This is a genomic window from Paenibacillus sp. MAEPY2 (genome assembly GCF_000499205.1).
In the GTDB taxonomy this organism is placed as follows: Bacteria; Bacillota; Bacilli; order Paenibacillales; family Paenibacillaceae; genus Paenibacillus; species Paenibacillus vandeheii.
This window is the reverse complement of the sequence record NZ_AWUK01000020.1, coordinates 42,762-56,116: the sequence shown is the minus strand read 5'-3', so window position 1 is coordinate 56,116 and position 13,355 is coordinate 42,762. Positions and strand designations below refer to the sequence as shown.

Sequence of the window (13,355 nt, the reverse complement as noted above, 5' to 3'; positions counted from 1 at the left end):
TGGAAGAGGAGAAGAAAGATATGGGAGGCCTGCATTTCATATGACCCAAATCCTTGTCGTGGATGACGATGTGCATATTCGGGAGCTAATTACCTTGTTTTTGCGGAATGAGGGATTTGAGATCGTAGTGGCTAAAGACGGTGCGGAAGCACTGGAGATTGTTGAGAAATCCCAAATTGATCTGGTCATTCTCGATATTATGATGCCACGATTGGATGGTTGGGAACTATGCAGGGAGATCCGGCGCATGGATCTGAATATGCCGCTCTTAATGGTTACAGTGAAGGGGGAATCGGCTCAGAAAGTAAAGGGATTCCAGCTTGGAACAGACGATTATTTGACGAAGCCTTTCGATCCTCTGGAGCTTGTGATGAGAGTCAAAGCCTTGCTGAAAAGGTATCTGATTGTCTCCTCCCAAACCATACAGCTAGGTGGCATTCTGCTAAATCGCCGCAGCTTTCAAGTGATCCGGGGAGAGGACACGCTCAATCTGCCTTTAAAGGAATTCGAATTGTTGTTCATGCTGGCGAACCAGCCTGGACAGATTTTTACCCGAGAACAGTTAATTACGAAGATCTGGGGGAGCGACTATGAAGGGGATGACCGGACGGTTGATGTTCACATTAAGCGATTAAGGGAAAAATTCGCTGGCGATGCACACCATTTTCAGATTGAAACGGCCCGCAGCTTGGGCTACCGGTTAGTGATCACATGATCAAAACCTTATATGTTCGGATTATTTGCACGTTTTTGGTCGTCATCATCTTCAGCCTGCTGACCTCTTTCTTCCTGGGGCTCTTCCTGTTCAAAAAAGAAGTTAATCATATCGGACAGAACGATATGATTGCAGCAGGGGAGGAGATGATACATCTCTATGAGCAAACGCAACCTGAGGACAGGGATGCTTTCATCCAAAGTATGGTGAAGGTATCCACCTATCCCATTCATCTATATGACGCTTCCGGCAACGCAACGTACTATGATCTGGACAATACGGATACGGTTCATATTGCACCAGAGGTGGTTCAAATGGTGCTGCAGGGCCACGTCTATCGATCTCCGGCTGAGGTGGATCAGACCTTTATCGGCATTCCTTTTCCATTCCAGGGGGAGTCACACGCCGTGTTTATGCAATATTCCCCGCAGAACGAAAATATCATTAATCGGATGGTCTTCCTGATATTATTACTCGCACTGTTGATCGGAAGCCTCTGTATTCTTATTGCTGCAAGGTACTTGGTGAAACCGATCCAGGTATTGACACGGGCAACCAAGCGGCTGGCGAAGGGTGATTTTGACGTGGAAATCCAAACGAAACGTGTGGATGAAATAGGGGCTTTGACGCACAGTTTTAATGAAATGGCGAGTGAGCTTAAACAGCTGGAACAGATGAGACAGGATTTTGTTTCCAGTGTATCTCATGAGATACAAACCCCGCTCACATCCATTTCCGGTTTTGCCATGGCGATGAAAAACAGTAGCTTGGTCGCGGAGGCTGATCGTAATTATTACCTCGATATTATTATTACGGAGAGTGGACGGCTATCCAGACTTAGCGATAATCTGCTGGAGCTTGCATCGCTGGACTCGGATCATCATCCATTCGAAGCCACCACATATCATCTTGATGAGCAGATTCGGCAAATTATCGTGACCTGCGAGCCGCAGTGGTCCGCCAAAAATATTCAGGTTCATCTGGAACTTACAGATACGATTCAAGTTACAGCGGATCGGGACCAGCTTAACCAGGTTTGGATGAATCTGCTGGGGAACAGCATGAAGTTTACGCCTGCAGGTGGGCATATTCATATACGCACGGACCAGTTAACGAATGAAATTCTCTTCACGATTACGGATACGGGCATTGGAATAGCGCAAGAGCAGCTGGGTTATGTGTTTGATCGATTTTATAAAACAGACCTGTCGCGAAACCGCAGCATTAGCGGTAACGGTCTGGGTCTCGCGACCGTCAAGAAAATAGTGACACTGCATCAGGGAACTGTCGAAATCAATAGTCAGGTGGGTGAAGGTACGACGGTGATGGTTCATCTGCCTTCAGGATAAAAGTAAAGAAAAATTCAGGGCTGCTAACATTCATTTGTTGGCAGCCTGTTTTGTAAGACAGATCGTCAAATCAAATGTAACAGTGCCGCTTCACATTCAAAATAGTGAACTCTTTTACCCACAGTTTATACATCCCGCATAGTAGGTTGCTAACGTGGTGAAAAGGGGTGATAGGATGAGAACAATCGAAAGAGTGTATCCGGCCGACAGCAAACCTGTACTCACAAGCCAAGCCCTTGGATGGGATCATCTGCAGGTGGCACGGTGGCCCAGTCCTCAGCATGCTGCCGGGGGGCTTACCGGAACGAAACATCAGATTGGTATCCATTGTTCGGCTTATTATGAGAATTACTACACCATTCATATCCTTCCTGCAGGAGAACCCGTTCTTTGTTCCTGGGGAAAGGCTTCACTATATTTTTTGCAAATTGAAATTCCCCCTTCTTATCTGGAGCACATCGCGCGCGAATCAGGATTGCTGAAGGAAGGGTTTATTCAGTTGCAGCTAAAGTATTATGTCAAGGACCCCAAGCTGCTGCAACTAGGCCTCTGGCTGCTCGAAGAGCTACAGAATGGCGGCAGACAAGGGAAAATTTACAGTGATTCACTCTCCAATATGCTCACCTTGCATCTCCTGAACCACTATTCCCAGGTATGCACGGGGAGTACGCCCTCCAGAATGACTACCAATCAGGAAATCTATCAGTCCATTGAATATATGAAAGAAAATCTGGAGGCGGAGCTCTCCATTCAGGAGCTGGCCGACCGGGCTGCCCTCAGCCTGTCCCATTATATTCGGCTGTTCAAACAGCAGACGGGGCATACACCCCATCATTATCTGATTCGCTTGCGGATTGAATATTCCAAGCTGCTAATCAGCAAGGGAGAATACGGTTTGAAGGAAATTGCAGACCGGGCCGGCTTCTCGGACCAGGGCCACTTCACCAGAATGTTCAAGCGAATCGCTGGAACGACGCCCAAACAGTATATGAACGAGGTCTCTGCAAACCGGATTATTCTAAAATGATTGTTTTGTTCAATAAAAACAGCATTTTGTCCAACAGACGTCCTTAGCCTGAACGCTACAATATGTTTAAGCCAAGCGGGCAGTGAGTTCTGCTGGCTAAAACGGAGGTTACTGCTTCTATAATGGACGAGCCACTATAGAAGCAGGCCCACAATTCAGGAGGAGTCCATAAATGAAACTGAACAAAGTGTCTGGTTGGGTCTGTGCTGGAGTCTTGCTTGCAGGTTCTTTAACATCTGGTGCATGGTCGGTCCCCGTCGCGGCTGAAGCTGCGGATTATGCAGTAGCCGCTCAACAGGCAGCCGAATCCTGGCATGAGGTGTCCAAGCAGACTTTTTGGCTTACCGATGCCTTTGAGCGCGGCCAAGGCGTCACAACAGACGGAAACTCATGGATTTTTAACTCCCAGCTTGGTCTGCTCAAGACGGCACTGGACGGCAAGACGGTGCAGGCGCGAAATACAGTTGCCATCCCCGCTGAGATAGCTCTAAAGGGCGGTGATCACATTGGCGACATTTCGTATTACAACGGGTTGATCTATGCTCCGATCGAAGACAGCAAGAAATACGAGCATCCTTACATTGCCGTTTATAATGCCTCGACCCTTCAATACACCGGAATCTCTTATGAACTTCCGCTGAACCTTCATCCCGGAGGAGTGCCCTGGGTAGCGGTCGATGCCGCTCGCGGCCAAGTCTACACAGCCCAATGGAACAATGCGCCGGTACTGAATGTATTTCGTCTCAGTGACATGAGCCTCATCAAAACGGTACCGCTTAGTCAGACTATTGATCGCATTCAAGGTGCAGAGATGTATAACGGTGCGTTGTACGCTTCTTCCGATAACAATTCGCAAAAATCCGTCTACCGGATTGATCCGGAAACCGGAGCTGTCACGCTGGCCTTTGACCGGAATCTTGGAAGCAGCAATGAAGCGCAAGGCATCACGGTACTTCCCACGGCAGATGGTGCGGTCCTGCATATCCTTGATGTAGGCTCGAACCGTGTAAGCATGAATTTCAGACATTACGCATTTTAATCAGGGCCGTAAAAGCTCTGCACATATGAGGGGAGAAAATACATGCTAAAGCAGGGTAGAATGATGCTGATTGCGCTTGGGTTAACGTTCATGTTGACCGGCTGCGGTCAGGGAGGGGCCAGTGAAGCGGATTCAAAGGCGGGAACAGCTACAGCGACTTCAACAACTGAAGCCGGTAACGCTTCAGTTGAGACATCCAAGGAGCCGGTTGAAATCTCGTTTTATTATCCGGTCAACGTCGGTGGTCCGCTCACCAAGGTTATAGACGGAATGACGAATTCTTTTATGGATAAGTTTCCTGATATTAAAGTTAAGCCGGTCTATACCGGAAACTACGGAGATAATACGATCAAAATTCAGGCAGGCGTTCAAGCCAGCCAGCCGCCGGATGTGGCTGTAATGATGTCCACCGAGCTGTACAGCATGCTGGACACGGAAGCGATTATTCCACTCGATGATTTTATTGCCAAGGATGCGGATTACAACAAGGATGACTTCTATCCGGCCTTCGTGGAGGATACCCAAGCGGATGGGCATACCTACAGCATACCGTTCCAGCGAAGCACGATCATTCTTTACTACAACAAAGACATGTTTAAGGCAGCCGGGCTTGACCCGAATAAGCCGCCGACCAATTGGGATGAGTTGGTGGAATATGCCGGGAAGCTGAATCGTGATGGACATACGGGGCTGGAGATTCCGGGCAATGACGATTCCTACTGGATGTTCCAGATGCTTGCCCGACAGAATGCGAGCGATCCCAAGCAGAGCATTATGGGCAACGATGGCAGGAAGGCCAATTTCAATACGCCGGAAAACGTTGAGGCTCTGCAATTTTGGCTTGATTTGTCCCGTAAGTTCAAGGTAATGCCTGAGGGAGTTATTGATTGGGCGGCTACGCCAACTGACTTTATTGAAGGCAAAACGGCTATGATGATGCACACCAGCGGCAATCTGACGAATGTGAAAACCAATGCCAAATTCGACTTCGGTGTAGCCTTCGCACCCGCTAATAAGCAATACGGATCACCTACGGGTGGGGGAAACCTGTATATTTTCAAGGATACGACTCCCGAGAAACAGGCAGCAGCCTGGGAATTCACCAAGTTTATGACTGCGCCTGAGCAGGCTGCACTGTTCAGTTCGTCATCCGGTTATGTTGGGGTGCGCGAATCGGCCTATAATACGGAAGCAATGAAGACCTATACCGATGGCTTTCCGCAGGCACTCGTTGCCCGCGACCAGCTGCAGTATGCGTTCAGAGAATTATCCACACATAACCATGGCAAGGTGTCTTCGGCTTTGACGAACCAGATTCAATCCGCGCTGGCTGGCAAAATTGATGCGGCCGGAGCATTGAAGGCCGCGCAAGAAGAGGCGGATCGTGTGCTCGCTCCTTTTAACAAATAAAGCTGCTGCATTCATGTGTTCAGTATGAAGAGAGCCTGGCGGGAAGCCATTCATATGCCTCCCGCCCATACCTCTTTATAAGCGGCGAATGGAAAAGCAAAGCGCAGAATGTATAAGGGGGAGTTAGGGCATGAATACCCGCTGGAACGAGAAGCTTAGGCGCAATGGGTTTGGGTGGGCGCTTGTACTGCCATCTCTTCTGTTTCTTGGCATGTTCACTTATTATCCGATGCTTAAATCGGCATGGCTCAGTCTGTTTGAGCAGAATTTGGCTGTTCGCACTCCCGTATTTGTCGGAATGGACAACTATAAAGCTTTGCTGCATGATCCTATCTTTGTTGAAGTGTTCAAAAATAATATTTGGTTTGCTATGGGTACAGTTCCTGTGTCTATGGCGCTGGCCTTTGTCATGGCATTATTTGCAGATAAAGCGATCCGTGGCAAAAGCTTGGTCCGAGTTGCTTTTTTCTACCCGAATATGATTCCAATGATCGCCGCTGCGAGCATTTGGCTGTTTCTTTATATGCCTCAGTTTGGTTTATTTGCCCGGTTTGCTTCCTGGTTCGCAGGCAGTGAGGTGAATCTGCTCGGCAATCCGGATACGGTGCTGGGCTCGCTGATCGTAATGACCGTCTGGAAGGAAGCGGGATACTTCATGATCTTTTATCTGGCTGGTATGCAGCAAATTCCGAAAGATTTATACGAGTCCGCCTCGGTAGACGGAATCAGTGCGTGGACGCAGCAGCTGCGAATCACCATTCCACTAACGATGCCTACGACGCTGTTTGTCACTGTTGTGGCGATCACAAATGCGTTCAAATGGGTGGATCATCTGTGGATGATGACCAAGGGAGGGCCGGATCATGCCAGCAGTCTGCTGCTGTATTACATCTATGAGACGACCTTTAGTTACAATGACCAGGGGATGGCAGCTGCCATGACCGTGGTAATGATCGTTCTGCTCCTGATTATATCCTGTCTTCAGTTTGCCGGATGGGAACGTAAGATTCATTATCAGTAAAATGTGGAGGGGGATGGACAATCATGAAGAATACAGCCGACCTGTCCTTGTCCGTCAAAACGATGAAGAAGAAGGACAACCTGTCGCTGGACAGGAAGTTCCAATCCGCACGCCGCCGCCGGATCGCCGGACAAGTCGTTTGGCATACAATCATGCTATTGTTTGCTGCCGTGTGGCTGATTCCGCTGATGTGGATGGTGCGCAATGCCTTTCTTCCCAGAGAGGCTTCCATTGGTGCCGGCTGGTCCTGGCAATTTACGCTGGATAATTTTAGTCGGGTATGGGAAGGGGCACCGTTCGGACAATACATGTGGAATACGTTGCTGGTGACCGCAGGGATCTTCGCGGTTCAGATTTTCACATTGACACTGGCAGCGTATGCGTTCGCACGAGTTGCGTTTGTGGGACGAAATATTTTATTCATGCTCTTTCTTGTGCAGATTATGGTGCCGGCAGATGTTCTCATTTTCTCCAATTATCAGATCATTAACGAGTTGGGACTGCTGGATACTAAGATCGGGGTTATGCTGCCTTATTTCGCCTCTGCCTTCGGCGTTTTTCTGCTAAGGCAAGCCTTCAAGCAGCTTCCCAACGAGCTGGAGGAAGCTGCGCGTGTGGAGGGCTGTTCCTCACTCGGCATTTTGCTTCGGATTTACATGCCGCTGTCAAAGCCCGTCTACCTTTCGTTTGCGATCGTTTCCATCAGCTTTCATTGGAATGACTTTCTCTGGCCGCTCATCGTGACGAACTCCCCGGAGAATCGTCTGCTGACGGTAGGGCTGGCCATGTTTGCGAAATCAACCGAAGCAGGTGCGCAGTGGACGGATGTCAGTGCAGCTACGCTGATCGTGACGGCGCCGATGCTGATTGGCTTTCTGGTGTTCCAGCGGCAGTTCATCAGCAGTTTTATGCATTCGGGCATCAAAGGATAAGGGAGAGATCGAGGATGAGATTGATTGTAATGGGGGATTTGCATTATCCTGCTCTGTTAGTTGATGCAGATGCCCAGATGATTGAGGCAAGGGATGCTTTTTATACAAAGTATTTGGCAGAATTTCTGGACTTCTCGGCTGACTATCATATATCTATTGGTGACCTGACACATGCCGGTGAACCTTTGGAATTCAATTTTATTATGAGCAAAGTTCAAAAGGCGCTACCGCAACGGAGATTTCTGTACGCACTGGGCAACCATGACACCCATGCCTGTTCCAAGGCCGAGCTTGAAGCCACAACCGGACAGAAGCGTTATCTGGCCATTGAAGAAGAAGAGGCGGTCCTGCTGGTGCTGGATACTGCCCGCGAGAATCCCGACCACTGGGGCGGCATGATGGATGAAGAACAGATGGATTGGCTGCGCGGGCAGATGAACAAGTATGGACAGAAAACGCTGCTCGTATTTGCCCATCATCCTGTATACGATACAACGGCAAGATCGACAGAGCCGATGATGTCTTTTGATCCGGAACTCGACCTATGGTCTGTCCTGAAGGAGCATCAGGGTCAGGGCATTTACTTTAACGGACACAATCATGTTCAGTCTGTCATCCAGCGAGACCAGTGGCATTTTGTACAAATCGCGGCCGTGCCGGATATTCCTGCTGTGGTGCTCGTCAACCTTCAGGACCAGCAGATGAGCATACATACGGTTGAACTGCAAGGCACGCACTATCAGGAACTGGCGAGGACGTTTGTCAAAGGGTTGTATGATTATGAGCCGCATCCTGATGCCAAAGGCGACCATGATTCAACAGAATTGATCTTTACGTTATCGTCTGGCAAGAAAGAGATGACGCCATGAGCCGCAAGCGGGTCAGGCTGGCGATTGTCGGGGGCAACCGGGGGGCAAGCTTTTTGAATGCCTTGCATTCTCTGGCTGACCGTATAGATTTGACGGCTACTTGTGATTTGAATGAATTGGTGCTGGAGCAGTGGAAGGGGATTTTTCCAGGAATCAGGACGTACAGTGACTATTCGGAAATGCTGCAGGATGCTTCTATTGATGCAGTATTCGTGATCAGCCCGATGCATATGCATGCTCGGCATTCAATTGATGCGCTGAACGCAGGCAAGCATGTGTTAAGTGAGGTCATCGCGGTACAGTCGCTTGAGGAAGCCTGGGAATTGGTCGAGACGGTAGAGCGTACGGGATTGAAATATATGATGTCGGAAAACTACTGCTTCTCCAGGTCCAACCTGACGGTTAATCATATGGCGCAGCAAGGTCTATTCGGTGAGATCACCCATGTGGAGGGGGGCTATATTCATGATTTGCGCCATCTGATTCATCATCCGAACGGCTCGCTAACCTGGCGGGGTCAGCTTCACCAGAATTACAACGGAGTCAATTATCCGACACATTCCATTGGACCTGCCGCACAATGGATTGCACTGAATAAACCCGGAGGCGATCGGCTTAAAAGCATTTCCGCGCAAGTCTCTGAACCGCGAGCGCTTCAGAATTATTTCAGTGAGCAATTTGGCAAGGATCACCCGGCTGCCCGTGAAGGCTACTGGAGCCAAGGGGATTCAGCCGTTGCCGCCCTGAAGACCGAGAAGGGCGTTCTAATTACGCTGCGTGTCGATTGGGTTTCCGTCCGGCCCCATAATAAAACGCATTATATGCTGCAGGGAACCAAAGGCGCTTATTTGTCAGCGCGCCATCCATATGAGGAAGACCTCGTATGGCTCCAGGACCGCTCTCCGGTCAATGGGGAGGATGGCTCGGAAATGTGGGAGGAGATGTCCCGTTATCAGCCGGAATACGACCATCCAAAGTGGAAGCAGTGGGGCCATCTGGCTGCCGGAACGAAGCATGGCGGGGGTGATTTTCTGGTGCTGGAGGAGTTCATCTCCGCCATTCAGGAAGATCGAAGTCCGCTGGTTGATGTATATGACGCCGTGACCTGGAGCTCGGTTTTCTTCCTTTCCATGGAATCCGTGAAGTTGGGCGGGAACACCGTGACATTTCCGGATTTTAGAGGAAAGGCGGGCTCTGAAGGATGAGGGATGAACGCTCCAAGCTGGTCATGAAAAAGGAAACGTTGGCGGATCTGCCGCAGCTGGACATACCGGAAGGTTACAAGCTCAGATCATTTCACCCCGGAGATGTTACAGAATGGGAGCATGTGATCCGCATTTCCTTTGCGAGGGAAATTGCCTTCGGCGACAAGATTGGTTTCCAGCCGCCATTTATGCCGGAGAAGATTCTGTTTCTCTGTTATGAGGGACTTGCTGTCGCCACTGCTGTAGCTTGGGAGAAAGAGGATGCCGATATCAACTGTGGATATTTGCATATGGTCGGCGCTCTGCCGGGACATTCAGGGAAGGGACTGGGGTATACCATCGCCCTGGCTGCCTTGCACCGGATGAGAGAAGAGGGCAAACAAGCAGCCCTGCTTGAAACCGATGACTTCAGGCTCCCGGCCATTTCTATTTATCTCCGGTTGGGGTTTGTTCCTTTACTTGTGGAGGAAGAGCATAGTGGTCGCTGGGAAAGGATATTCAACGAACTGATGAGTTAATGAATCCGCTTCCTTACATTCCTTGTTGTATTTTTCTGACGCATCTCGTACAATTTGGTGAAGTAATTCTGCATTGCGGTAATGCGAATGTGGAGTTGTAACCTTACAACCGTAAGATGTACACACGAAAAGGGGAATGTCGTTTGGAATCAAAGCAACTATCTAGAGGGCTAAAGCCCAGGCACGTTGAACTGATTGCACTTGGGGGCACCATCGGCGTTGGATTGTTTATGGGATCGGCAAGTACGATCAAGTGGGCAGGTCCTTCGGTGCTGTTAGCCTATTTGCTGGCTGGGATCATTATCTTTTTTGTCATGCGGATTATGGGGGAAATGCTGATACAGGAGCCAGTGACGGGTTCGTTTGCCACATTTGCTCATAAATATATTAGCCCGCTTGCCGGATTCCTGACTGCCTGGAGCTACTGGTTCCTCTGGGTTACGGTGGGTATGGCGGAAGTGACGGCAATTGGAATCTATGTGGGTTATTGGTTCCCGGATATACCACAATGGCTGCCTGCCTTGGTTGGCGTACTTATTATTGCGGCGGCGAATTTGGCAGCGGTGAAGTTTTACGGCGAGTTTGAGTTCTGGTTTGCCTTAATCAAGGTGACAGCGATTGTCTTCATGATTGTAATCGGAACCGGGCTGATCTTCTTCGGTCTGGGTAATGGTGGTGAGCCAATTGGTCTGTCGAATTTGGTAAGCCATGGAGGATTTTTCCCCGGGGGTCTAAAAGGATTTTTATTTGCCCTGTGTATCGTAACGGCTGCTTATCAGGGCGTCGAAATGGTCGGAATTACGGCAGGCGAAGCGGAGAATCCGAAGGTTACGCTGCGTAAAGCGATCAAAAACATCGTGTGGCGTATTCTCATTTTTTACGTCGGGGCGATCTTTGTCATCGTGACATTGTATCCTTGGAATGAAGTCGGAGAAACGGGAAGTCCGTTTGTACTGACCTTTGCCAAAGTCGGGATTGTAGCCGCTGCGGGCATTATCAACTTTGTTGTACTCACTGCCGCGATGTCAGGATGTAACAGTGGGATTTATAGTGCAGGACGGATGCTTTATACGCTTGCGGAGAATGGACAGGCACCGGCCTTTTTCAAGAAGCTGTCCAAAGGCGGGGTTCCCCGCAACAGTATTATCATCACGATTTCTTTGCTGCTGATCGGTGTAGTGCTGAACTACCTTATGCCGGATTCGAAGCTCTTCCTGTACATCTACAGTGCAAGTGTTCTTCCGGGAATGGTTCCGTGGTTCGCACTTGCTTTTAGTCAATTCAGATTTCGTAAGCGTTGGGGCAACGAGATGGGAGACCACACCTTTAAGTCCAAATGGTTCCCGATCAGCAACTACATCATCATCGTATATCTGACGCTCGTTATTATCGGTATGGCATTTAACCCGGATACGCGATTACCGCTGATTGTCGGGGCTACATTTATGGCGATCGTTGTGATCGGATATTTCGTATTTGGCATAGGGAACAGACAGCGGGTAGATGCGGGCGAAGATCACTAGCCTCAGCTCAAAGATAAGATGGTGCGGCACTCGTAGTGGCAAGGTGTATAAATTTCCCTAGTCTGCTTATATCTTAACATCATACGTGCATTCCTTGTACACATGGGAATCCTTCGGGAGATCCAGTGTGATGCAGGGAGTGCTTTTTTTTGTTTTTCAAAATTGAGGCTTGAATCTCCTGTTACTGGAGGTTTTATGATTGGTAATAGAAGAGCTGCTGCACGATATAGCTCAAATTCAATTGTGGCAGAGAAGGGGGCAAGGACAGATGAGGACACTAGAATGGATTTATCTTATTTTCAATGTCGTAATGCTGGTGTGGTTGATTGGGTGGAGGAATAAATCCCGGAACATGGTATGGGGAGGTTTGGTCATATCGGGTGCGTTATTACTGTTTCATGGGTTGGTCGTGGGCCTGCGGTGGCCCATGATTCCGGCGTATCTGCTCACACTGGTTCCACTGATTGTGTTAATCGCTAAGAGGTCGAAGTCAACCGTGGAGCGGAAATTCGGACGTGTGCGAGTCATCGGAACATCCCTGTTCGTATTGGTATATGCAGTCGTGACCATCGGGCTTCCACTTCTGTTCCCGGTATTTTCGTTTGATACACCAACGGGTTCTTACGGGATCGGTACGGTTTCCTATGACTGGACGGATGAGAGCCGGGAGGAACTGCTGACGAGTACAGCCGGGGACAAAAGGGAGCTGATGGTGCAGATTTGGTATCCGACGGATAAAGACACCAAGGGAAAAACAGCTCCTTATGTGAATGATCCGAAGGTCTATGCGACAGCCTTTAATGATGTGCTGAAGCTGCCAAAGCTTTTATTTTCAAGCCTGAGTCAAGTTAAAACCCATGCCATTCAGGAGGCATCATTATCTGATGTGGAGGCCAAGTATCCGGTCATCCTTTTCTCTCATGGTCTGCATGGCTATGAAAATCAAAATACGTTCCAGGTGGAGCAGCTGGTCAGCCAAGGTTATATTGTTGTGGGCATTAATCATACGTACAGCAGTCTGGTCTCTGTGTTCCCGGATGGGCGTGTGGCGCAGTTTGAATCCGAGGGAAAGGAAGGCTTCGATCAGCTGCAATTCAGTTATATGGACAAGCTCAACGAGACATGGGTGAAGGATGCGCAATTTGTGCTGGATGAAGTGGAAAAGCTGGCGGCAACTGATCCAAACGGGCGTTTTAACGGTCATATGGATCTGGATAACATCGGCATGTTTGGACATTCGTTTGGCGGGGCAACAACGGTACAGATGCTGATGGATGATCCTCGTATCAAAGCAGGCATGAACATGGACGGCGTATTGTTTGGGGAGAAACGCATACCGACAGCAGGCGTTGGCAAACCGTTCCTGATGATGAGTGCAGACACGACTGTTGCGGGCACAAGTGTCATGAGTGACGATGAGATTGCAGCTATGGGTACGACCCGCCCGGAAGCAGAGAAATACTACGAAGAAGTATATACCCGTTATGAACCGATGACCGCAGGAGGGAACTACTGGATGGAGCTGAATCAGACCAAACATCTGAGCTTCTCGGACCTCTATCTGATATCTCCTATTCTCGAATGGTCACAGGGTGTAGATGCAAAGGGAGCCCACCAAATCGTGAACGATACAACGATCGATTTCTTCAACCACTATCTGAAAGGACAACCGCTCCAGTTAGACAGTGAAGTAGGAGAACATACATCCTATTCATTGAAAAAAGGCTGAGCAACCAAATGGAAGAAG

At 49.1% G+C, this 13,355-nt stretch carries 12 protein-coding genes; all 12 read left to right on the top strand.

Annotated features, from left to right (window positions below):
* The first annotated feature begins 40 nt into the window (after positions 1-40).
* The gene (locus P364_RS0117095; protein ID WP_024631306.1) at positions 41-715 is read left to right on the top strand and encodes a response regulator transcription factor; all 675 of its coding nucleotides are present in this window, start codon (positions 41-43) and stop codon (positions 713-715) included.
* The gene (locus P364_RS0117090; protein ID WP_024631305.1) at positions 712-2,064 is read left to right on the top strand and encodes a sensor histidine kinase; all 1,353 of its coding nucleotides are present in this window, start codon (positions 712-714) and stop codon (positions 2,062-2,064) included. The genes P364_RS0117095 and P364_RS0117090 overlap by 4 nt, the downstream gene beginning before the upstream one ends.
* A 175-nt stretch (positions 2,065-2,239) precedes the next feature.
* The gene (locus P364_RS35415) at positions 2,240-3,091 is read left to right on the top strand and encodes a helix-turn-helix domain-containing protein (protein WP_024631304.1); all 852 of its coding nucleotides are present in this window, start codon (positions 2,240-2,242) and stop codon (positions 3,089-3,091) included.
* A 172-nt stretch (positions 3,092-3,263) separates the two neighbouring features.
* Positions 3,264-4,130, top strand: coding sequence for a DUF6923 family protein (locus tag P364_RS36235; RefSeq protein ID WP_024631303.1), 867 nt, complete (start codon positions 3,264-3,266; stop codon positions 4,128-4,130).
* Between the two features lie 42 nt (positions 4,131-4,172).
* Positions 4,173-5,540 (top strand): ABC transporter substrate-binding protein, encoded by a 1,368-nt coding sequence (locus tag P364_RS0117075; RefSeq protein ID WP_024631302.1) that lies wholly within the window; start codon positions 4,173-4,175, stop codon positions 5,538-5,540.
* A 130-nt stretch (positions 5,541-5,670) separates the two neighbouring features.
* The gene (locus tag P364_RS0117070; RefSeq protein ID WP_024631301.1) at positions 5,671-6,561 is read left to right on the top strand and encodes a carbohydrate ABC transporter permease; all 891 of its coding nucleotides are present in this window, start codon (positions 5,671-5,673) and stop codon (positions 6,559-6,561) included.
* 152 nt (positions 6,562-6,713) lie between these two features.
* The gene (locus P364_RS0117065; protein WP_029881046.1) at positions 6,714-7,493 is read left to right on the top strand and encodes a carbohydrate ABC transporter permease; all 780 of its coding nucleotides are present in this window, start codon (positions 6,714-6,716) and stop codon (positions 7,491-7,493) included.
* Between the two features lie 14 nt (positions 7,494-7,507).
* Positions 7,508-8,362: a metallophosphoesterase family protein gene (locus P364_RS0117060; protein WP_024631299.1), complete on the top strand. Its 855-nt coding sequence runs from the start codon at positions 7,508-7,510 to the stop codon at positions 8,360-8,362.
* On the top strand, positions 8,359-9,567 hold the full coding sequence (locus P364_RS0117055) for a Gfo/Idh/MocA family oxidoreductase (RefSeq protein WP_024631298.1): 1,209 nt from the start codon (positions 8,359-8,361) through the stop codon (positions 9,565-9,567). The genes P364_RS0117060 and P364_RS0117055 overlap by 4 nt, the downstream gene beginning before the upstream one ends.
* Positions 9,564-10,085: a GNAT family N-acetyltransferase gene (locus P364_RS0117050; RefSeq protein ID WP_024631297.1), complete on the top strand. Its 522-nt coding sequence runs from the start codon at positions 9,564-9,566 to the stop codon at positions 10,083-10,085. Before P364_RS0117055 ends, P364_RS0117050 begins: the two co-directional genes overlap by 4 nt.
* Before the next feature lie 143 nt (positions 10,086-10,228).
* A complete protein-coding gene (locus P364_RS0117045; RefSeq protein WP_024631296.1) occupies positions 10,229-11,608 on the top strand; it encodes an amino acid permease in 1,380 nt (459 codons plus the stop codon).
* A 268-nt stretch (positions 11,609-11,876) separates the two neighbouring features.
* On the top strand, positions 11,877-13,337 hold the full coding sequence (locus P364_RS0117040; RefSeq protein WP_024631295.1) for an alpha/beta hydrolase family protein: 1,461 nt from the start codon (positions 11,877-11,879) through the stop codon (positions 13,335-13,337).
* Positions 13,338-13,355 lie beyond the last annotated feature (18 nt).